General features: G+C 65.2%; 18 protein-coding genes and 1 tRNA gene. 10 read left to right on the plus strand and 9 right to left on the minus strand.

From position 1 onward, the window contains the following. Window positions 1-55: 55 nt before the first annotated feature. A complete protein-coding gene (locus tag ACRARG_RS02710) occupies window positions 56-1,102 on the minus strand; it encodes an aldo/keto reductase (RefSeq protein ID WP_432688439.1) in 1,047 nt (348 codons plus the stop codon). A gap of 127 nt (window positions 1,103-1,229) precedes the next feature. Here ACRARG_RS02710 and ACRARG_RS02715 point away from each other — a divergent pair, with 127 nt between their 5' ends. The 3 genes from ACRARG_RS02715 (at window position 1,230) to metG (ending at window position 4,975) form a co-directional block, all read left to right on the plus strand. Further along, window positions 1,230-1,949: an ImuA family protein gene (locus ACRARG_RS02715; RefSeq protein WP_432688440.1), complete on the plus strand. Its 720-nt coding sequence runs from the start codon at window positions 1,230-1,232 to the stop codon at window positions 1,947-1,949. Between the two features lie 27 nt (window positions 1,950-1,976). Then, the gene (locus tag ACRARG_RS02720; protein WP_432688441.1) at window positions 1,977-3,200 is read left to right on the plus strand and encodes an MFS transporter; all 1,224 of its coding nucleotides are present in this window, start codon (window positions 1,977-1,979) and stop codon (window positions 3,198-3,200) included. Between the two features lie 62 nt (window positions 3,201-3,262). Beyond that, window positions 3,263-4,975 carry a methionine--tRNA ligase gene (gene metG / locus ACRARG_RS02725; protein ID WP_432688442.1) on the plus strand — a complete coding sequence of 571 codons (1,713 nt, stop codon included), beginning with the start codon at window positions 3,263-3,265 and terminating at the stop codon, window positions 4,973-4,975. A 250-nt stretch (window positions 4,976-5,225) separates the two neighbouring features. On the opposite strand, the gene ACRARG_RS02730 is transcribed toward metG, so the two are convergent. The 4 genes from ACRARG_RS02730 to ACRARG_RS02745 all read right to left on the minus strand — a co-directional run bounded on the left by ACRARG_RS02730 (window position 5,226) and on the right by ACRARG_RS02745 (window position 9,795). Continuing rightward, on the minus strand, window positions 5,226-7,724 hold the full coding sequence (locus tag ACRARG_RS02730; RefSeq protein ID WP_432688443.1) for a methyl-accepting chemotaxis protein: 2,499 nt from the start codon (window positions 7,722-7,724) through the stop codon (window positions 5,226-5,228). 118 nt (window positions 7,725-7,842) lie between these two features. Beyond that, entirely contained in the window at window positions 7,843-8,424 is a 582-nt protein-coding gene (locus ACRARG_RS02735; RefSeq protein WP_432688444.1) for a hypothetical protein, read from the minus strand. 234 nt (window positions 8,425-8,658) lie between these two features. Further along, window positions 8,659-8,735: transfer RNA gene (locus tag ACRARG_RS02740), tRNA-Arg, on the minus strand. A gap of 46 nt (window positions 8,736-8,781) precedes the next feature. Next, complete coding sequence (locus tag ACRARG_RS02745; RefSeq protein WP_432688445.1) at window positions 8,782-9,795, minus strand: methyltransferase; 1,014 nt, start codon at window positions 9,793-9,795, stop codon at window positions 8,782-8,784. A 181-nt stretch (window positions 9,796-9,976) separates the two neighbouring features. On the opposite strand from ACRARG_RS02745, the gene ACRARG_RS02750 reads away from it, so the two are divergent. The 7 genes from ACRARG_RS02750 (at window position 9,977) to ACRARG_RS02780 (ending at window position 17,281) form a co-directional block, all read left to right on the plus strand. After that, window positions 9,977-10,876 carry a LysR family transcriptional regulator gene (locus tag ACRARG_RS02750; RefSeq protein WP_432688446.1) on the plus strand — a complete coding sequence of 300 codons (900 nt, stop codon included), beginning with the start codon at window positions 9,977-9,979 and terminating at the stop codon, window positions 10,874-10,876. Between the two features lie 98 nt (window positions 10,877-10,974). After that, window positions 10,975-11,457, plus strand: coding sequence for a formate dehydrogenase subunit gamma (locus tag ACRARG_RS02755; protein WP_432688447.1), 483 nt, complete (start codon window positions 10,975-10,977; stop codon window positions 11,455-11,457). Then, the gene (locus tag ACRARG_RS02760; RefSeq protein ID WP_432688448.1) at window positions 11,454-12,974 is read left to right on the plus strand and encodes a formate dehydrogenase beta subunit; all 1,521 of its coding nucleotides are present in this window, start codon (window positions 11,454-11,456) and stop codon (window positions 12,972-12,974) included. Before ACRARG_RS02755 ends, ACRARG_RS02760 begins: the two co-directional genes overlap by 4 nt. Before the next feature lie 130 nt (window positions 12,975-13,104). Then, window positions 13,105-13,320 carry a DUF4287 domain-containing protein gene (locus ACRARG_RS02765; protein WP_432688449.1) on the plus strand — a complete coding sequence of 72 codons (216 nt, stop codon included), beginning with the start codon at window positions 13,105-13,107 and terminating at the stop codon, window positions 13,318-13,320. A gap of 1 nt (window position 13,321) precedes the next feature. Then, the gene (gene fdhF / locus ACRARG_RS02770; RefSeq protein ID WP_432688450.1) at window positions 13,322-16,246 is read left to right on the plus strand and encodes a formate dehydrogenase subunit alpha; all 2,925 of its coding nucleotides are present in this window, start codon (window positions 13,322-13,324) and stop codon (window positions 16,244-16,246) included. After that, window positions 16,243-17,067 carry a formate dehydrogenase accessory sulfurtransferase FdhD gene (gene fdhD, locus ACRARG_RS02775; RefSeq protein WP_432688451.1) on the plus strand — a complete coding sequence of 275 codons (825 nt, stop codon included), beginning with the start codon at window positions 16,243-16,245 and terminating at the stop codon, window positions 17,065-17,067. Before fdhF ends, fdhD begins: the two co-directional genes overlap by 4 nt. Continuing rightward, the gene (locus tag ACRARG_RS02780; protein WP_432688452.1) at window positions 17,057-17,281 is read left to right on the plus strand and encodes a formate dehydrogenase subunit delta; all 225 of its coding nucleotides are present in this window, start codon (window positions 17,057-17,059) and stop codon (window positions 17,279-17,281) included. The genes fdhD and ACRARG_RS02780 overlap by 11 nt, the downstream gene beginning before the upstream one ends. Window positions 17,282-17,429: 148 nt before the next feature. Here ACRARG_RS02780 and ACRARG_RS02785 read toward each other — a convergent pair whose 3' ends face one another. From ACRARG_RS02785 to bfr, 4 genes are all read right to left on the minus strand, one after another. Then, window positions 17,430-18,491, minus strand: a complete 1,062-nt coding sequence (locus ACRARG_RS02785; RefSeq protein ID WP_432688453.1) for a DUF1513 domain-containing protein — start codon at window positions 18,489-18,491, stop codon at window positions 17,430-17,432. Between the two features lies 1 nt (window position 18,492). Beyond that, window positions 18,493-19,476 (minus strand): imelysin family protein, encoded by a 984-nt coding sequence (locus ACRARG_RS02790; protein ID WP_432688454.1) that lies wholly within the window; start codon window positions 19,474-19,476, stop codon window positions 18,493-18,495. Further along, a complete protein-coding gene (locus ACRARG_RS02795; RefSeq protein ID WP_432688455.1) occupies window positions 19,473-21,125 on the minus strand; it encodes a di-heme oxidoreductase family protein in 1,653 nt (550 codons plus the stop codon). Before ACRARG_RS02795 ends, ACRARG_RS02790 begins: the two co-directional genes overlap by 4 nt. A gap of 97 nt (window positions 21,126-21,222) precedes the next feature. Next, a complete protein-coding gene (gene bfr / locus ACRARG_RS02800) occupies window positions 21,223-21,708 on the minus strand; it encodes a bacterioferritin (protein ID WP_432688456.1) in 486 nt (161 codons plus the stop codon). Between the last annotated feature and the right edge of the window lie 14 nt (window positions 21,709-21,722).

A 21,722-nucleotide genomic window follows, 5' to 3' on the forward strand; every position in this document is an offset into this window, starting at 1 on the left:
CGACTGAAAGTTACCCGGAGCCGATGCGCATGGGCCTATGGCTGCGGCAGACCGGTCAATACGGCTGCGGATGGTTTTTATGCACCTCGTCCAGATCGTTCATCACCTCGTCTGACAGGGTCAGGCTCAGCCCGGACAGGATGTGGCCCAGCTGGTCGGGTGTGGTGGCGCCCAGAATTGTCGACGTGGTGAAGGGCCGCTGCGCGACCCAGGCCAGCGCCATATGCACAGGGTCGAGATCATGCCTGAATGCGATATCGAGATAGTCGTCGACGGCGGCAAAGGCCCGGTCGGATTTGCGTTCGCCCAGGTCCGGAACACGGCTCATCCGGGACCCGTCCGGGATGGCCCGCCCCTGATATTTCCCGGTCAGCAGCCCGGCCGCCAGAGGCGAATAGGCGAGAAGCCCGATGTCTTCGGTCAGGCTGAGTTCTGCCAGATCGGTATCGAACTGCCGGCAGAGCAGTGAATATTCGTTCTGGATGGTGACCGGGCGTGGCGCGTGGCGCGTGCGGGACAGGCGCAGCCATTGCGCCGTGCCCCATGCGGTTTCGTTGGACAGGCCAAAGAAACGGATCGTGCCACGGCACCGTTCCTGCTCCAGCGTTTCGAGGCAGTCGACCATATTGTCGAGCACCCTGTCCCGGTCGATGCCGGCCGGGTTGTACTGCCAGTTCTGACGAAAATGAAACGAGCCGCGGTTGGGCCAGTGGAACTGAAAGATATCGATATATTCGGTCCGGAGCCGGCGCAGCGAATCCTCGATGGCCTGCCGGATATTGGCACCGGTGATCGGCGCGCCGTTGCGGACCTTGGCGTTGCCGGGGCCGGTTTGCTTGGTCGCGATCAGAATGTCGCCGCGCTGCGCGCGGTTTTTTTCCAGCCAGAGCCCGAGGATGCGTTCCGTCCGGCCGATCGTTTCCGCTTTGATCGGGTTGACCGGATATATTTCCGCCGTGTCGATCAGGTTCAGCCCGGCATCCCGGGCCATGTCGATCTGACGGTGGGCGTCTTTCGCGCGGGTCTGAGAGCCCCAGGTCATGCTGCCCAGGCAGTAGTTTTTCACCCGCAGGTCGGTCTGCCCCAGTCTGTTGTCTTTCATCTTTGTCCCCCGGTCGCTCTCGATCCTTATGGTCAAAAGGTTACACATTCCCTGTTCAGGCTCCGTGCTTAAGAAAATTTTCCACATAAGCATTGAGAACATAAAGCGAACATTTTACACTTTCCTCATGTCTGCTCACGCCCCTGCCCTGTCCCGCCGGCCACATCGGGCCGGACCTGTCCTCGACCTTGGCGGGGGGGCCGTCCTGGCGCTGTCCCGCCTGCACGAGATCTGCGGTCCGGCCCGGCGCAGCCTGGCCCTGGTCATGGCCGCCCGGCTGGCCGCCGCCGGGCGGGAGGGGCCGGTGTGGTGGATCGCGCCGTCCTGGCAGGCAGAGCAGCTCCATGCAGAGGGGGTTGCCGCGCTGTTTCCGCCCGAACGGCTGCATTTTGTCCGGCCGAAACGGGCCGAGGATGTGCTCTGGACGCTGGAGGAGGTCTTGCGCAGCGGCACCTCTCCGCTGGCCGTGGCGGATATCCCCGGCCTGCCCGGCCTGACCGCCATCAGGCGGCTGCATCTTGCGGCTGAAAGCGGGACCGCGCTTGGTCCGGCCGTGCCGCTGGGCCTCATCCTGACCCCCGGCCCCGGCGGGGCACAGGGCGTCGAAAGCCGCTGGCGCCTGAGCGGCGACACTCCTGGCGGCGGCGCGCCGCTCTGGCGGCTGGATCGGCTGCGGTCCCGTATGGACCCGCCCCGGAGCTGGCGGCTCTGCCTGCCCCCGGATTCGCCCCGGGCGCCGGTACTGACGCCCTATCCGCCGCCGCCTCCCGCCGGGGCCTCCACATCCCCGGCTTCCGACATTCGGCAGAAAGAAACGTCACCAGGTGTCGCATCCGGGCTGGCATGATCCGCCGCGCCGGGGCAAGGAGGGGGCATGCGTGTGATCCTCACCCTCGCCCCGCTGTTTCTGTCGGTGGTTCTGCTTCAGCTTTCCTCGGGCGGCCTTGGCCCGCTCGACGCGCTGTCCGGCATTGCCGAAGGCTTTTCGCGCCAGGAGATCGGCCTGCTCGGTTCGGCGCATTTCCTCGGCTTTTTCCTGGGCTGCTGGTGGGCACCGCGGCTGATGGGACGGGTGGGACATGCCCGGGCCTTTGCCGCCTTTGTGGTTTTTGGCGTGATTGGCATGCTGGCCCATATGCTGGTCGTCAATCCCTATGCCTGGGCGCTGCTGCGGGTCCTGTCCGGCCTGTGTATCGCGGGCAGCTACACGGTGATCGAAGGCTGGCTGATGGTGCGGATCACCAAAGAAACGCGCGGCCAGACAACCGGGGTTTACCGGCTGACGGATATGGGGGCGTCGCTCCTGTCGCAGCTGCTGATCGGCTTTCTGACACCGGCGGCATATTCCTCCTACACGATCCTGGCGCTGATCTGCTGCGCCGCGATTCTGCCCCTGACCCTGTCGACAGCCGCCCAGCCGGCCATGCCGGACGCCCCCCGGCTGCGCCCGGTCGTGGCCTGGCGGACCTCTCCGCTGGCGGCGGTGGCGGTGATCGTCTCGGCCCTGTCGGCAGCAACCTTCCGTATGATCGGCCCGGTCTACGGGCAGGCCGTCGGGCTGAACGCGCAGCAGATCGCCTGGTTTCTTGCGCTCTTCGTCCTGGGCGGCGCATTGGCGCAGATACCGGCGGGGCTGCTGGCCGACAGGTTTGACCGGCGCCGCGTGCTGGCAGGCATATCGCTGGCCTCTATGGTCACCTGTGCGGCCTCTGCAATGACCGGAGCGGCCAGCCCGGCGGCGGCCCAGCTCAACGCGTTTTTCTTCGGGCTCGCCACCTATCCGGTCTATTCCGTCGCGGCGGCCCATGCGCATGATTTCGTCGAGGACGGGCAACGCGCCGAACTCTCTGCCGCGCTGCTATTTTTCTACGCCGCTGGCGCGATATTCTCGCCCTATATCGCGGCTTGGCTGATCACCGGGTTTGGCCCGCACGCCCTGTTTGTCATGGTCGCGGCCGGACATGCGGGCCTGCTGGGCTTCAGCCTGAGCCGCATCCGTGTGGGCCGGCGCCCCCTTGGCAGAACCCGCTATGTCTGGGCGCCGCGGACCTCTTTCCTGATCGGACGGCTGACACGGCGCGGGCGCGCCGGGCCCTGAGCCCTCTGGTCCTGCGGCCTCACAGCGGGTAAAGGGGGCCGCACCACCACAAGAGGCGCGACATGGCACGGCACCTGATCACATCCGCCATCCCCTATATTAACGGGATCAAGCATCTGGGAAACCTCGTGGGCTCGCAGCTGCCGGCCGACCTCTATGCGCGCTATCAAAGGGCGCGCGGGCATGAGGTGCTGTTCCTCTGCGCCACGGATGAACATGGCACACCGGCAGAGCTTGCCGCGGCCAAGGCAGGGCGGCCGGTGGCGGACTACTGCGCCGAAATGCACGTGGTGCAGGCCAGGATCGCCGAGGGGTTCCGCCTGTCCTTCGATCATTTCGGACGGTCGTCCAGCCCGCAGAACCACAAGCTGACCCAGCATTTCGCGGGGCGCCTGGCGGAGGCTGGCCTGATCTCCGAAGTCTATGAGAAACAGATGTATTCTCATGCCGACGGCCGTTTCCTGCCCGACCGCTATATCGAAGGCACCTGCCCCAATTGTGGCTTTGACAGCGCGCGTGGCGACCAGTGCGACAATTGCACCAAGCAGCTGGACCCGGTCGACCTGATCAACCCGCATTCGACCATCTCCGGCTCGACCGATCTTGAAATGCGGGAGACCAAGCATCTGTATCTGCGTCAGTCCACCATGAAGGACCAGCTTGAGGAATGGATCGACACGCGGGACGGATGGCCTGTTCTGACCACCTCCATCGCCAAGAAATGGCTGAACGACGGCGATGGGTTGCAGGATCGGGGGATCACGCGCGACCTCAACTGGGGCATTCCGGTCAAGCGCGGCGATGCCGACTGGCCCGGGATGGAGGGCAAGGTCTTCTACGTCTGGTTCGACGCCCCCATCGAATATATCGCCTGTGCCCAGGAATGGGTCGAGGCGGGCAAGGGCAGCGACTGGGAGCGCTGGTGGCGCACCGACAAGGGCGCGCAGGATGTGACCTATACGCAGTTTATGGGCAAGGATAACGTGCCCTTCCACACGCTCGGCTTTCCGGCCACGATCCTCGGATCGGGCGAGCCGTGGAAGCTGGTCGATTTCATCAAGTCGTTCAACTACCTGAATTACGAGGGCGGCCAGTTCTCCACATCGCGCGGGCGCGGCGTGTTCATGGACCAGGCGCTGGAGATCCTGCCGGCGGATTACTGGCGCTGGTGGCTTTTGTCGCATGCCCCCGAATCCTCGGATTCCGAATTCACCTGGGAGAACTTTCAGGCCTCGGTGAACAAGGACCTGGCGGATGTGCTGGGCAATTTCGTGTCCCGCGTGACCAAGTTCTGCCGCTCCAAATTCGGCGAGATCGTCCCCGAAGGCGGCAGTTACGGTCCGCAGGAAACCGCCCTGATCGCGGAGCTCTCGGATCGGCTGGCGGCCTACCAGGCCTGCATGGATGCGATGGAAGTCCGGAAATCTGCGCAGGAACTGCGGGCGATCTGGGTTGCGGGGAACGAGTATCTTCAGTCCGCCGCCCCCTGGACTGTCTACAAGGAAGACCCCGACCGGGCCGCGGCGATCATTCGGCTGTCGCTGAACCTTATCCGGGTCTATGCGGCCCTTTCCGCGCCCTTCATTCCCGATACGGCAGAGACGATGCAATCGGCCTTTCCCGGATCGTCGGCGGGCTGGCCAGAGTCGATGTCCGATGCGTTGCAGTCCCTGCCCGCCGGCTCCCCCTTCGAGGTTCCGGAAAATCTGTTTGGCAAAATTGCACCGGAAACGGTCGAGACCTGGAAAGCAACCTTCTCCGGTCGGCGGGAATAGAAGGGTATACGGTCGCGAGAGGCCGGCATTGCGCAGACCTTTGCTCTGGTTGGCCCGGGTTGAAAAATGGTCCGGGCGGACAGTCCCAGATGCGCCTTTCGATGGTCCGGGGCCCTTCGTCGGGCCAGGATGCGCTTTCCGCTGTTTGATCGGGATTTTGACTTGCGGCGCTGGACGCGGACGCAGGGCTTGGGCGTCGACGGGCTGGTCAGCGCGATTGCGGCCCCAGCGTGGGTAAGGCTATGGCGGATCAGAACTCCTCCCACCCGGTTGCGATTGACGTGCTCGGCTGACTGACATGTCTTTGCGAAGACGCAAGCTGTGCCACTTGTTGCTGCTGTCTCGTGGTCACCTCCGTGTGGCTGCTGGATATGCCCGGCATGGGCGTCGCCCTCCGCCGGGCCGGCTGTTCCAGCCGGAACCGGCCTGCTGCCGTGACCAGAGCCTCTGCCTGTTGGGTGAGAGACTGACCGGCGGCATTTGTTTCCTCAAACATGGCGGCATTCTGTTGCGTGACCTGGTCAAGTTCGGACATGGCCGTGTTAATCTCGCCCAGTCCGCCAGCCTGTTCGCGCGCGGCGGCGGCAATTCCCGCAATACGACCCGAGATGTCGGACACGGCCTCCACGATCTGCGCCAATGCGTCACCGGTCTGATTCACAAGGTCGACGCCGTTGAGAACCTGCTGGCTTGAGGCTGTGATCAGGTCATTGATCTCCCGCGCGGCATCGGATGACCGCTGCGCCAGGGCACGTACTTCTGTCGCCACCACCGCAAAGCCGCGTCCGGCCTCTCCCGCACGTGCGGCTTCGACCCCGGCGTTCAGTGCCAGAAGGTTGGTTTGAAAGGCGATGTCGTCGATCAAGCCGGTAATTTTGGAAATCTCCCGGCTCGAGTCGCGGATGGCTTCCATCGCACTGACCGTGCGCCGCGCGATTTCGCCACCGTTCTGTGCCTTGGTCTGTGCGGTTGCGGAAAGGCTGCTTGCCTCGTCCGCGCCTTCGGCGGCAGACCGGACAGAGCCGGTCAGCTGTTCCATGGCGGCCGCCGTTTCTTCCAGAGTTGCGGCCTGACGTTCCGTTCTGCGTGCCAGGTCATCCGCCGCAGAGGTAATTTCGCCCGTCTCGGTCACGATCGACTGTGCATTGCCCACTACAGCCTCCATCGCCTCGTGCAACCCTTTGACCGCCCGGTGGAAATCCTGCCGCAATCGATCGTAATCGGCATCGAATTTATCAGGGATCGAGATGGTCAGATCCCCCTGTGCCAGTTGACGCAAAGCGACCCCCAGGGCATCCACGACCCTGTTCTGAATGTCTTCCTTTTCTCGCCGCTCGGCTTCCGATCGCTGCATGGCATAGTAACTTTGCGTGAAGTCGGATCCCGTGAAGACAATGCGTTCGACACTGCCTTCGGCGTTCACGATCGGGGTGAGCGTCCCTTCGACGACGGGCGCAGGCGTTGTTGTCGAAGCGATGGTGAAACGCGCGGATACGACCCGGCCGTCGCGAATGGCAGCCAGCACATCCTGTCGATCCCGACCATCCTCTTCGAGCAGCGTGAACAGGTCCTGCCCCGTCATTGAGAACAACGTCTCCGCAGGCAGGCCGCACAGCTGAGCAAAACGCGTATTACAATCGTCGACCTTGCCGGCATCGTCGATGTCAAGCCGCAGGCTATGCTCTTCCATCGCATCCAGGATCGCGGCGTTCAGCACCTGATCTGAAACATCGCTCATTTCAGCGATATAGCCGATGGTCGCCTTACCGTCAGAGACAGCCTCCAACCGGCAGTGCAATCTTTTCCTGTTCCAGCGACATTCCAGTTCGTATGGCAATGTCAGCTGCTGGTTCAGCAATTGCTCAAAAACCTCGGACAATCCCGGGACAATAGCCAGCGAATCTCCGGGCTTGATTCCGTGACCAAGCCTGCCCCAAACACCGCCGCAGGTTCCGGCGAAGGCCCGGATGAGGCGGTCACAGGCCGGATTGGCATATCGTATGTGTCCGTCCAGCCCCAGCAGGATCAGGGCAGATCCAGCGCAATCCACCGCTGCGCTCCGGAAAGATTGTTCTTCCTCAGCGGCCCGGGCGCCGCGCAGGGTTTCGAGCAGCAGAGCCAAGGCGCGTTCGATCGCGGAGATCTCATCCCGGCGTCGGCTCTCAGGCGGCGACTGACCAAGCTCAACTGCAGACACCAGGCACAATGCGCCAACCGCACTTCTGAGCGGGCGTGCCAGCCAGAAATAAAAGAATACTGCCGTCACGATCAGCGTCGCCAGGAACAAAAGGACGGAAATCAGGACCTGCGACTTCCATTCTGCTTGCTGCCGTTCCAGTGCATTCTGGGTCGTCCATTGGCTTACAGCCGCGCCGATCGGCGTTTCCGAGCCGCCAAACCAGACCGGAACCGCCACGAGAAGGCCGCCGTCGTCGGCAACGATCTGCCCCTCGTCAATCGCCCGCGCAGCGACGGATTTGGCCATGGACAGCTCAAGCCCGCCGCCGCGCGCCGCCAGCAAATCCATATCCGCCCGGAAAACGGCGCTGCCGATTGCATCCAGACCGGACTGCGCCAGCATGGAATCGAGGTCTGACATAACAGGCCCGGCCTTTCCAAAACGTATGGCGCCGCCAAGGCCTGCGGCCAGGTTCCGCGTCGTCTCTTCGGCGCGGAGTGAAATCTGGTCGACCGTCATCCGCGTCTCCCGCGCAATGGTCATCCATATATTCACGGCGACCACGGTCATAACGCAAAGGGCGACCAGGGCTGTGGCAATGGTAAAAATTGACCTCAATGGATGGATGCGGAATTCGGTCGGATGCGGGTCCATCGCAGATACCTTCAGCTTGGAATTGGCGCGGAGATCAGAACAGGCGTTCAGCATTCACGCCGACGGTGATCGCACCGATCGGCTGGCCCGTCAGATCGTCGAGAATGGTGAGTGATACCTGCGCCTGGTAGGTTTGCGTGGATTCGTCAAAATCTATGTCGCCCAGGTGAAACGCGCCGGCCCCCTGCCCAAAACTTTCCTGGAACTTGGCCTCGTCCCCCTGCCAGTAATCCGACGTCACGTCGGAGGCCGCGACATTGAGCCCCCGCGCATCCATCACGAACACTTCGGAAATCAGACCGCCGGCATTTTCGACTTTCTGGCGCAGAAAGTCCGAAGCCGGATTGTTCAGGACCGCGTCGATCATGGGCATCTGCGGCTGACCGACTTCGCGTCGCCAAGTTATGTCGAGGTCTTCGATCTTTGACTGGCTAAATCCGCCAGTGCGCTGGTTCTGCATTCGGATCGCCGTGATAAGCACTGGGTCATTTGCCCATGGCATCACATGGTTTTTGGCATAATTTTCCAACACATCCGAGTATTCGTCGGCGGACACGGCGCCCGCGGCAAGCATCGTGGACAGGACGACTGGAAGAACACGCATCGTGAGTTTCAAGGGTCACCTCCGGTTTGGACCTTGAGAAATCATGGCCCATAGACCTTACGTCTCGATTAATGACCGCGCGCCATTCTGACCGGCGTTAATATGGTGAATTTGCGTGTAGTTCCGGGTCATCCTACCGGTCCGCGTGACGGGCGCGGTTCCGACGGGACAGCTCTCGCGGATTCGTCGAAACCGCTGCCGCTCAAATCTGCTATTCGGAAGTTGGCCACTTTCCTGCGGAAAGTGTGGCGCACCCAAGAGGATTCGAACCTCTGGCCTCTGCCTTCGGAGGGCAGCGCTCTATCCAGCTGAGCTATGGGTGCCGCGAAGGCGGTCATAGGGCAAAGCGCCGCTGCCCGCAATCGGAAATCACCCGGGCTTGACCGCCTCGGCCAGCATGGTCATCTGCGGGATCATCTCACCGACGCTGACGCCTTGGAATCCGGCATCCACCAGCTCTCCGGCCAGGGTCTCGCTGTCGACCGACCGCGCTTCGGGGGTAAAGGCCGTGTGCTGCAGCTGCCAGAGCGCCGCGAGGCCGGGGCCGGAGCGGTCGCCGTGGACCATGAAGTCATGGATCAGCAGCCGTCCGCCGGGCTTGAGCGCTTCCATGGCATCCGCAATCAGGCCCACATGCATATCGCCGGGCACGCCCGACAAAAGGTAGGACATCAGCACGATATCCTGCCCGCCCGGCCAGCCGGTTTTCAGCGCATTGCCGTCGACATAGGCGATACGGTCCGAAAGCCCCGCCTCCTCCACATAACGTCGCCCCAGCTTGGCGACATTGGGGAATTCGACGATCACCGCCTTCAGATCGGGAAAGGTCTTGCAAAAGGTGATGGCGAAGGCGCCGGTGCCGCCGCCGACGTCCAGCATCTTGGTCGCGGCGCCAAGGTCGAGCCGCCGCGCCAGTTGGCGGGCGGGGCCCAGTGACCCGGCATGCTGGCTTTCGGAATAAAGCCGCGCCTCCTCCTCATCGGAAAACCACTGCTCGTAGGAGCCGGTCTGCTCCTCCTCCAGCTCGCCCTTCACGGCGGGCGCCAGCTGATCCATCAGCGGATACATCTGCTTGCCGACCTGAAGGCGCAGGTAATCGCCAAAGTCGTATTTCGCGCCTTTGACAAGGAAAGCCTCTGCAGCGGGAGAGTTGGAAAAGGCCCCCTCCTCCACCGTCAGCAGGCGCAGCCCGGTCAGCGCGGTCAGCAGGGTTTCGGCCCGGTCGGCATGGATATCGGCATGGCCGGCAACTTCGGCTGCCGTCTTCGGACCAGAGGATAAATAGCTAAAGATATCAAGGTCGAGCGCCAGGAAGAGGGCTTTGGATCCCATGAAACCAAATGCGATTTCAGAGATCTCGTCAGCTTCGGTTGCGGCGTTCATTTGCGTCCTCCGGATGTCGTTTTCTGACCTCATACTACGCAGCACGTCCCGGATGACCACCGCAGGGCCGGAGATTTTCCCAAATGGGCCATGGGGTGCCCGATGGTTCATCGGTGGCCCGTTGCCCGGGGGGACGCGACCCGGTATGATCGAATTCCCCTATCAAAAACCCGATATTCAAATGGCAGATCTTATCACCAAGCTCGAAATGCTCATCGCCCTGGCGCAGGAACAGCATTTCGGCCGCGCGGCGGAAAGCCTCGGGATCACCCAGCCGACCCTCTCTGCCGGGCTCAAACAGCTGGAGGCGCATCTGGGCGTCAAGCTGGTGCAGCGCGGTTCGCGCTTTGGCGGGCTGACGCCGGAGGGGCAGCGCGCGCTGGTCACCGCCCGCCGGATGGTTGGTGATGCGCGGCGGCTGCGCGACGAGATGCGGGCGAAACGCGACGGGCTGACCGGGCGGTTGCGCCTGGCCGTCATCCCCACCGCGCTGACATGGGCCGCGCGGCTGGCCACGCAGGTGAACCGCGCCCAGCCCGGCATCGGCTTCGACATCCGCTCCGCCCCCTCGCAATCCGTCCTGCAGATGCTGGAGAACCTCGAGATCGACGCCGGGATCACCTATCTCGACAATGAGCCGCTGGGCCGGGTCATGAGCGTCAGCCTCTACCGGGAGGATTACCGGCTGGTCTGTCACCGCGACCATCCGCTGGCCGGCCATGCCCGGGTGACATGGGCCGATCTGGCGCGGCAAAAGCTCTGCCTGCTGACGCCCGATATGCAGAACCGCCGCATCATCAACCGCCATTTCATGGAAGCCGGCGCCGCCCCCACGGCGATGATCGACAGCAATTCGACGGTTGTGCTGGCCGCCACCGTGGCGACCGGTGGCTGGGTCACCATCCTGCCCACCGATATGGCCGAATTCCTGGTGGAGGGGCGCGCGCTGACCTCCGTTGCCATTGCCGACCGCGCCCGGGCCCATGAGATCGGGCTGATCACCGAACATCAAGAACCGCACACCCCCGTCCTGCAATGCCTTCTGCGGGAGGCGGCGGCGCTCGCCCGGCCCTCCGTTTGATAGAGATTTCCTATCCCCTAACGGATGTGCGATATTGATTCCGGATCGTAAATTCGCCATCCCCGCCTGAAGCCCGACCAAGCCAGAAGGAGGCAGATTTGCCCCCAGCCAGCCCTGCCGCCCAACCCGATCCCGCGCTGATCGCCTCCGTCATCGCGACGTGGAAGGATCGTGAGGGCCCGCTGCTGCCGATCCTGCACGCCTTGCAGGATGCCTTCGGCTTCATTCCGGCAGAGGCGCAGGCGCCGATCTGCACCGCGCTCAGGATCACCAAGGCAGAGCTGCATGGCGTCATCTCCTTCTACCACGACTTTCGGGAGGCGCCCGCCGGCCGCCATGTGCTGAAACTCTGCCGGGCGGAGGCCTGTCAGGCCATGGGCGCCCCCGCCCTGCATACCGCCGTGCTTGAGGCGCTTGGCCTCGACTGGCACGGCACCTCCGCCGATGGCCGCGTGACGGTGGAGCCGGTCTATTGCCTTGGCCTCTGCGCCTGCGCCCCCGCCGCCATGCTGGACGAGCGGGTGATCGGCCGCGCCGATCCCGCACGGATCGAAACCGCCCTGGCGGAGGGCGCGGCATGAAGCTCTACCTTCCCCGGGACAGCGCCGCCAAGGCGCTTGGCGCCGACGCCGTGGCGAAGGCCCTGCGCGACATGGCCGACACCGTCGGCCTTGAGATAGAGCTGATCCGCACCGGCTCCCGCGGCATGATCTGGCTGGAGCCGCTGGTGGAGGTCGACCGCGGCGACGGCATCCGTCTGGGCTACGGCCCCGCGACGCCCGCCATGGCCCGGGCGATCCTCGACGGCACTGCCGAGAGCCTCGGCCCGGTCGAGGACATCCCCTTCTTCAAACGCCAGACCCGGCTGACCTTCGCCCGCTGCGGCGTGATCGACCCGCTCTCCATCCCCGATTACGAGGCCCATGGCGGGCTCACCGGCCTGCGCCGTGCCCTCTCCATGACGGCAGAGGCAATGGTGGAGGAGGTCAAGACCTCCGGCCTGCGCGGTCGCGGCGGCGCGGGCTTCCCGACCGGTCTCAAATGGGACACGGTCCGGCAGGCCGAGGCGCCGCGCAAATACATCGTCTGCAATGCCGATGAGGGCGACAGCGGCACCTTCGCCGACCGGATGATCATGGAGGGCGACCCGCTTTCGCTGATCGAGGGCATGGTCATCGCGGGGCTTGCCACCGGCGCCACCAGGGGCTTCGTCTATATCCGCTCCGAATATCCCGATGCGATCGAGGTGATGGAACGCGCCATCCGCCGCGCCCGCGATGCGACCATCCTCGGGCTGGACATCCTCGGCTCCGGCCGCACCTTCGATATGGAGGTCCGCAAGGGCGCGGGCGCCTATGTCTGCGGGGAGGAAACCTCGCTCCTCAATTCCCTCGAAGGCAAGCGCGGCACGGTCCGCGCCAAGCCGCCCCTGCCCGCGCTCGAAGGCGCATTTGGCCAGCCGACCGTCGTCAACAACGTCCTCTCGCTCGCCACGATCCCGGTGATCTTCGAAAAGGGCGCGCAGCACTATGCCGATTACGGCCTCGGCCGGTCGCGCGGCACCATGCCGATCCAGATCGCCGGCAATGCCCGCTTCGGCGGCCTTTATGAGACCGCCTTCGGCCTGCCGCTTGGGGAACTGGTCAACGATATCGCAGGCGGCACCGCCACCGGCCGCCCGGTCAAGGCGGTGCAGGTCGGCGGCCCCTTGGGCGCCTATTTCGCCCCCCACCAGTTCGACACGCCCTTCGGCTACGAAGAGTTCGACCAGGCCGGCGGCCTCATCGGCCATGCCGGGATCACGATCTTCGACGACACCGCCGACATGGCGCAGATGGCCCGCTTCGCCATGGAATTCTGCGCCGTGGAAAGCTGCGGCAAATGCACCCCCTGCCGGATCGGCGCGGTGCGCGGCATGGAAACCATCGACCGCATCACGGCGGGCGACCCGGCCGCCCCCGCGCTGCTCGAAGACCTCTGCGAGACGATGACCAGCGGCTCGCTCTGCGCGCTTGGCGGCTTCACCCCCTACCCCGTCCTGTCGGCCCTGCGCCTCGCCCCCGAGGATTTCGGCCTTGCCAAAAAGGCCGCAGAATGACCCGCCCCCTCAGCCCGCGCCCAACCCCCTGCTTTTTCTTGCCGAAAATATCCCGGGGGGATCCGTCAAATGCCGCGCATTTGACGGTGGGGGGCAGCGCCCCCCGCCCCGCCTGCCAAGGAGCCATACAATGGACAAGGTAAAAGGCCCCGCCTCCTATTTCCCCTCGATCGAGGCGAAATACGGCCAGCCCGTAGACCACTGGCTCGCCATGGTCCGCGACCGCGCCCATATGAAACACATGGAGATCGTGGGGTATCTCAAATCCGAACACGGGCTCGGCCACGGCCATGCCAATGCCCTCGTCGCCCATGAGCTCGCGCAGATCAAAAAGGATCAAGGCTGACATGAAAGACTTCATCCTGCCGCCCAAAGACTGGGACATGGGCACCCCGCTGCCCAAATCCGACACCACCGTGACACTGAAGATCGACGGCTTCGACGTCACCGTGACAGAGGGCACATCCGTCATGCGCGCGGCGATGGAGGCGGGCATCAAGATCCCCAAGCTCTGCGCCACCGACTCTGTGGAGGCCTTCGGCTCCTGCCGTCTCTGCCTTGTCGAAATCGAAGGCCGGCGCGGCACGCCCGCCTCCTGCACCACGCCGGTGGCCGAGGGGATGGAAGTCACCACCCAGTCCGCCAAGCTCGCCAAGCTGCGCAAGGGGGTGATGGAGCTCTATATCTCCGACCACCCGCTCGACTGTCTGACCTGCGCCGCCAATGGCGATTGTGAGCTGCAGGATATGGCCGGCATGGTGGGCCTGCGCGACATGCGCTACATGGCGGGCGACAACCACTATGCGCCGACCTCCGCAGGCAGCCTTTCCCTCAACGACCTGCGCGCCCGGACGCCGGATGCCGCATCCAATGCCCGCTACATCCCCAAGGATGACAGCAACCCTTACTTCTCCTACGACCCGGCGAAATGCATCGTCTGCTCCCGCTGCGTGCGCGCCTGCGAGGAGGTTCAGGGCACCTTTGCGCTCACCATCGAAGGCCGGGGCTTCGACAGCCGCGTCTCCTTCGGCGCCAGGACCGACAATGCCCTGCAATCCGACTGTGTGAGCTGCGGCGCCTGCGTTCAGGCCTGCCCCACCGCGACCCTTCAGGAGAAGAGCGTGGCCGAGATGGGCACGCCCGACCGCGCCGTCCTGACCACCTGCGCCTATTGCGGCGTCGGCTGTTCCTTCAAGGCGGAACTCAACGGTGACAAGCTGGTGCGCATGACGCCCTACAAGCACGGCAAGGCCAATCGCGGCCATTCCTGCGTCAAGGGCCGCTTCGCCTATGGCTATGCCGAACACCCCGACCGCATCCTGTCCCCGATGATCCGCGACAGTGTCGATCAGCCGTGGCAGGAGGTTTCGTGGGAGGAGGCGATGGCCTTCACCGCCCAGCGTCTCACCCAAATCCGCGACACCCACGGCCATAAATCCATGGGCGTCATCACGTCGTCCCGCTGCACGAACGAAGAGACCTACCTCGTCCAGAAGCTCACCCGCCAGGTCTTCCGCAACAACAATACCGACACCTGCGCCCGTGTCTGCCATTCGCCCACCGGCTACGGCCTCGGCCAGACCTTCGGCACCTCCGCTGGCACGCAGGATTTCGACTCGGTCGAACAGACCGATGTCGTCATCGTCATCGGTGCCAACCCGACCGACGGCCACCCGGTCTTTGCCTCCCGCCTGAAGAAACGGCTGCGGCAGGGCGCGACGCTCATCGTGATCGACCCGCGCCGGATCGACCTGCTCGCCACCGCGCATGGCTCGGACACCCACCACCTGCCGCTGCGGCCGGGCACCAATGTCGCCGTCGTGTCGGCCCTCGCCCATGTCATCGTGACCGAGGGGCTGGCGGATGAGAGCTTCATCCGCGACCGCTGCGACTGGGACGAATATTCGCACTATGCCGAGTTCATCCGCGATCCGCGCCATTCCCCCGAGGCGACTGAGCTGCTGACTGGCGTGCCCTCTGACGCCCTCCGCCAAGCCGCCCGCGCCTTCGCCCAGAGCGGCAATGGCGCGATCTACTACGGCCTCGGCGTCACGGAACACAGCCAGGGTTCCACCACGGTCATGGGAATTGCCAACCTCGCCATGCTGACCGGCAATATCGGCCGCCCCGGCGTGGGCGTGAACCCGCTGCGCGGCCAGAACAATGTGCAGGGCTCCTGCGACATGGGGTCTTTCCCGCATGAGCTCCCCGGCTACCGCCATGTAAAAAACCCCGAGGTCCGCGCGATTTTCGAGAAAGCCTGGGGCGTCCCGATCGACCCGGAGCCTGGCCTGCGCATCCCCAATATGCTCGACGCCGCCGTCGAAGGCACGTTCAAGGCGCTCTATGTCCAGGGCGAGGATATCCTGCAATCCGACCCCGACACCCACCATGTGGCGGCAGGCCTCAAGGCCATGGACTGCGTCATCGTGCATGACCTCTTCCTGAACGAGACGGCGAATTACGCCCATGTCTTCCTGCCCGGCTCCTCCTTCCTCGAAAAGGAGGGCACGTTCACCAATGCCGAACGCCGGATCAACCGCGTCCGCGAGGTGATGAAGCCCCGCAATGGCTATGCCGACTGGGAGGTGACGCAGCTTCTTGCCAATGCCATGGGAGCGGGCTGGCACTACACCCATCCCGCCCAGATCATGGAAGAGATCGCGGCGACCACCCCCTCCTTCGCCAATGTCACCTATGACCTGCTGGAGGAGAAGGGCTCCGTCCAGTGGCCCTGCAATGACGCGGCGCCGGAGGGCACGCCGCTGATGCATATCGACGGTTTCGTGCGCGGCAAGGGGCGGTTCATCGTGACCGAATATGTCGCGACGGATGAAAAGACCGGGCCGCGCTTCCCGCTGCTGCTGACCACGGGCCGGATCCTGTCGCAATACAATGTCGGCGCCCAGACCCGGCGCACGGCGAACAATGTCTGGCACGATCAGGATCTGCTGGAGATCCACCCCCACGACGCCGAAAACCGTGGCATCCGGGAGGGCGACTGGATCCGCCTCGCCTCCCGCTCCGGCGAGACGACGCTGCGTGCGACGATCACCGACCGGGTCAGCCCCGGCGTGGTCTACACGACCTTCCACCACCCCGACACTCAGGCCAATGTGGTGACGACCGACTATTCCGACTGGGCCACCAACTGCCCGGAATACAAGGTGACGGCGGTGCAGGTCGCGCCCTCCAACGGGCCGTCGGATTGGCAGGAGGATTACGCCGCACAGGCCGCGCAGTCCCGCCGCATCCTGCCCGCGGCCGAATGACCGGGACCGGCACCTCCAGCCGCCACCCGGCCCTGCGGCTGGGCCAGACCCGGCAGGCGCTGACCCGCGCCCTGGCAGAGGAGGTGCCCGTCGCGCTGACCTATGACGGCTCCACCCAGGCGATAATGATGTGCTCCCCCGCCGATCTGGAGGATTTCGCGGTCGGGTTCTCCCTGACCGAAGGCGTGGTGACCGACCCGGCCCAGATCACCGAGCTGACGGTGGAGCGGCACGCAAGGGGCATAGAGCTGCGCATGTGGCTCACCCCCGACCGCGCCAGCGCCATGACCCGCCGCCGCCGCGCCATGGCCGGGCCGGTGGGCTGCGGCCTCTGCGGTATCGACAGCCTGGAGGAGGCCACGCGGTCCCTCCCCGTCATCACGGCCCACCCCGACCTGCCGCTGGCGCTCATCACCTCCGCCACCGACGCCCTCCGCGCGCTCCAGCCCCTCCACGATGACACCCAGGCCGTCCACGCCGCCGCCTTCCTGACGAGGGCGGGCCTCAGCCATGCCCGCGAAGACGTTGGCCGCCACAATGCGCTCGACAAGGTCATCGGGGCTCTCGCGCGGGACGGCTTGAACCCCGCCATGGGCGCTTTCGTCCTGACCTCCCGCATCTCCATCGAACTGGTGCAGAAATGCGCCCTCGCCGGCGCGGGCCTGCTGATCGCCGTCTCTGCCCCCACCGCCCGCGCCGTCGCCACAGCCGAGGCTGCTGGTATCACCCTCGCCGCCCTCGCCCGCGATGGCGCGGTCACCGTCTTCACCCATGCGGGCCGCCTCGACCCCGCCCCTCAGGGAGCCGACCATGTCGCCTGAAAAGATGGTCACCATGGCCAACCAGATCGCCACCTTCTTCGCCTCCCAGCCCGGCGATGACGGGCCCGAACGCATAGCCGCCCATATCAACGATTTCTGGGAGCCGCGGATGCGCCGCCAGCTGCTGGACTATCTGGAGACCAACGGCACAGGCCTGCACGATCTGGTCCGTGCCGCCCTGCCCCATATCGCGCGCCCGTCCGAAACCGCCTGATGCCTCCGGCGGGGATATTTTCAGCAAGAAAAAACCGGGGCCGGTTTCTGATTTTTCTTGCCTGAAATATCCTGGGGAGTCCGAGGGGCAGCGCCCCTCGAAAAAAGCCATGACAGAGGCGTGACGCCCCACGGGCTCTGCAGCCCCCTCAGCCGACCCGCACCAGATGATTGTCCCAGGCGCAGCTCGCAGCGCGGCGCGGTTCCAGCGCATCGCCGCGAAGCGAGAGAATACCACCCATCCCATCCGTCGCCAGCATGTCCTGACCGGCGGGCGCAATGCCGCAGACATCCGTCCGGCGCAGGCTCTCGATGAACCGCCCCTGCAGATCAAACAGATGCACCCGGCCGCCGCGCGGGGAGGTGATGCCGACGCGGCCTCCGGCCAGCGCGACCGATCCGGCGTAGCCGTCCATCGCCAGCTGTTCGGCAAGCCCGGCCTCGCAGAGCACAGGCGCCGCCCCGCGCCGGTGCAGCCCCAGGAGCGGCACCGGCTCCGACAGGTCGCCTTCCCATTGCATGGCGAAGGCCACGGTCGTGCCGTCGGAGGCCAGATGCCGGATGGAATTGCGATGCAGTTCCGGGTCGAGCTCCACGATCTCCGCCACGCCATCCGCCGTGGCATAGGCGAGATTCGGGGTCATCGTGTCGAGGTTCAGCTTCTCCCGTCCGCGCGCGGGGTCGGTCAGGATGCCGCCATTGGCAATGGCCAGCACATCGCCCGGCAGGGCCAGCACCTCATGCGGGCCAATGCCCTGCGTGGCAAATTCCCCGATCCGACGGTAGCCGCCACGCCGCGACCAGAGGCCGATCCGGCCCTGACCGCTCTCGATATGGTTCTCGGTGGTGCAGAGGATATCGCCACCCTCGATAAAGGCGCCATGGCCATAGAAATGATGCCCCTCCGGCGCCTCCAGCCGGTGCGCGACACTCCCCGTGGCGCAGTCTATGACCAGAGCGAAAGTGCCGGGGCGGCGGGCAAAGGCCACGGCCTCGGGCGCAAAGGGATGGGCGGCGGCGGCATGGCCGCGACCGGGCAGCGGGATGCGGAAGATCTCCTCCCCCTGCCCGCCCAGACCGTAGAGCGCATAGGCGCCATCCGCCTCCTTGGCGGCCGCGAGGTAAGACGGGTTACCGGCATCGGCCCAGGAGAGGCGCGGCGCGGCCCCCGCCGCCAGCAGCCCAGCGAGGAAGTGACGTCTCGTCGTCATGTCAGTCTCCATCTGCCGAGTTGAAGCCGGTGCCGACGCCCAGCTGCGGGCCGATCTCACCGTTGATCGCGTCCCGGACAGCCCGGATGCGCTGCTGGACGATCTCCACCTTCAGCCGCCCCGAGGGGTCGGTCACCCCTTGAAAAACCGGATCCTGCAGGTCCTCCGCCGCGGCCAGCGCGGTGTCAAAGGCCTCTTCCGTCACCGGGATATCGCCGTCCGACAGCATCTCGGCAAGGTCGCGCAGCGCCTCGGTGGAGAGGATCACATTGCGCAGGGACCGCCCCGACCGGCGTGCCTCCGCCCGTTCGGGACGGGGCCGGTCGAAAGTGCCCATCGGTCGCCCCAGCCGTTGATCGGCCGTCCATTCCAGCCCGCCCATGAGTGCGGTATAAAGCTTCTGCGCCGCCTCCTTGTCGGTCAGGAAGACAGCATTGCCCTCTGAACCGGCGCTTAGCATCAGCTCCCCGTAGGGCCCCCATTCCGCCGTCAGCGCCCCGGCCATCCGGGCCAGATCGGCACTCACCGCCTGCACCAGACGGCAGGTGTAGCTGTCCCGCGCATAGCCCTCATACCCCGCGTCATAAAGCAGATGCTCCAGCGCGAAGAACCCGCGCCCGGCGACGGAGACCTCGGCAAAGCCCGCCTCGCTCGCCACGACATCATCCTCCTCTGCCACCAGCTGCGCCACGGTGGCGGCAACCATGCCGCGTTTGTCAGGCCAGAAGGCAATGGCGAGGTTGCGCCCCGCCTCCTCCACCGGGCCAAAGCTGATATGTGCCACGCGCATCCAGGCATCGAAGGCGTTCTGGTAGGAGGGGCGGAGCGCCTCCGCGCTGCAGTCGGCCTCCGCATTGACGGCAAGCGCGCGGGTCTGGATAGCGAACGTCTCAAACCCCGGGCGGATGTGATCCTCCACCGCCTCCTTCACACCTGCGGTGGCAGGGCTGGCAAGGCAGAGGCAAAGCAGGACGGAACGGATCATAGCGACTCCAGGTATTTAACAAGATCGGCACGGTCTTCGGGGCTCAGACCGGTCACATGATCACGGGCGGCCTGCGCCTCCCCGCCATGCCAGAGGACAGCCTCCAGAAGCGACCGCGCCCGCCCGTCATGCAGATAGAAGCTGTGGCCATTGACCTGCGGCGTCAAGCCGATGCCCCAGAGCGGCGGCGTCTTCCATTCCCGACCCGTCGCGCGCCCCTCGGGCCGGTGGTCGGCCAGCCCCTCGCCCATGTCATGCAGCAGCAGGTCGGTGAAGGGCCAGATCAGCTGAAAGGATTGTTCGGGCTGGCCATCCAGCCGCTCGGTGACAAACTTCGGCACATGGCAGCTGGCACAACCCGCCTCAAAGAAGACGCGCTTGCCGTTCAGCACCTCCGGCGCCTCCATATCCCGGCGGGCCGGCACGCCCAGATTGCGCGAATAGAAGGTGACAAGGTCCAGCCCCGCCGCATCGACCTCCGTCCCGCGCCGCGCCCCCTGTTTTTCTTGCTCAAAATATCCCGGGGGAGTCGCCGCAGGCGACGGGGGCAGCGCCCCCTCCCCGCCCGCCGCAGGCGCAGGCACGGGTTTTCCGGGCCGACGTCCATCCCCGTGAGGCGCAGCGCGGCAGGCCTCCTCCGCCGCCGTACAGTCGCCCCAGGGCGCGTCGAAAATCGGGGTGGAAATGCCGATGTCCCCCGCAAAGGCGGCGGCGGATTGCTCACGGACCGTCGGCGCCCCGGCCTTCCAGCCGAAGCGGCCCAGCATGGGGCGCTGTTCCTCAAAGGACCAAACCACCTGCGGACGGCCGGAAATGCCATTGCCATCCGCATCCGCCGGATCGGCATGGGACAGGATATCGGCGGCGGGGATGGCCTCCAGCAGGCCCAGGCCCAGCATCTGCGGGGCAACGCGGGGCGAGAGCATCGCGCCTTCGGCCAGGGGGCCGTAGCCCAGATCCTCGGCGGTCCAGGTCGGGCGGCGCAGCATGGCCGGGGCCTCGCCCTTGAGCGGCACCTCGACCTCTTCCCACGTGACGCCCAATCGGTATTCGGCGGGCAGGCCCGCGACGCCAAAATCCTGCATCTGGCCGCCATAGACCGGGTCGGGGCGGGTCCGGTCGCTCTCCTCTCCCACGGAGAGCAGGAAGGCCTCGATCTCGCTCATCTCCGTCTCGCCATGGGCGGGGACGGAGACGCGCAGGAACATCGATACGGCATCGTCATCGGGGCCGGCCGGCGGATGGCCGCGCCCGTCTTTCAGATGGCAGCGCTGGCAGGAGCGCGCATTGTAAAGCGGTCCAAGCCCGTCGGAGGCCTGTGTCGAAGACGGCGACGACACCCAGAGCTTCTTGAAGAGCCCGTTGCCGAGCTTGAAATCCAGCTCCCGCTCGAAGCTGATATTGCCGGAGGGCTGGGAAAAGGCGTCAGCATCGGTGCGGGCCCGGACGGTGGCCGCACCGCCGGGGTTGCCTTCAAACGGCTCCGGCCTGGTGAAATCCGTGGTGGGCGCGGTGACGGCGGCGATGCGCTCTGCCTCGGCTTCCGTGCGGGGAATGACCTTCAGAACCGGCTCCGTCAGCACGGTGCCGAAGTCCTGTGCGGCGACGGAGAGAGGCAGAAAAACAAAGGTGGCGATGGCGGTTCGCATGGGCGACTCCCTGGCTGGTCACGTCTTGCCAGCCAAATCCGACAGTTTCAATCGGATTATCCGGAGCCGCCCTGCGACCAATCGGCCTAGCCGGCGCTTACTCCGCCTCGTCGGCCGATTTCGCGTTGAGCAGGCCATATTTCTCTTCGCCCAGCTTGCCGAAGAGGTCTAGCTGGGTTTCGAGGAAGTCGATATGCCCCTCCTCATCCGCGATCAGCTCTTCAAAAAGGTTCTTCGACACGTAATCCCCCACGGCATCGCAATGTTTACGCGCCTCGATATAGAGGGTGCGGGCGTCATGTTCCGCCGCCAGATCGGACTCCAGCGTTTCCTTCAAAGTCTCGCCAATCCGCAACGGGTCGAGCTTCTGCAGGTTGGGATGACCGCCAAGAAAGATGATCCGGGTGATCAGCTTGTCGGCATGGTGCATCTCCTCGATGCTTTCGGCGCGGGACTTGTCGGCGATCTTGCCGAACCCCCAGTCCTCCTGCAGGCGGTAATGCAGCCAGTACTGGCTGACCGCCGTCAGCTCGCTGCGCAGCGCATCGTTGAGATAGTCGATGACCTTGGGATCGCCCTTCATGACGTCATTCCTTT

This window comes from Pseudooceanicola profundi (assembly GCF_050897955.1).
In the GTDB taxonomy this organism is placed as follows: domain Bacteria; phylum Pseudomonadota; class Alphaproteobacteria; order Rhodobacterales; family Rhodobacteraceae; genus Pseudooceanicola.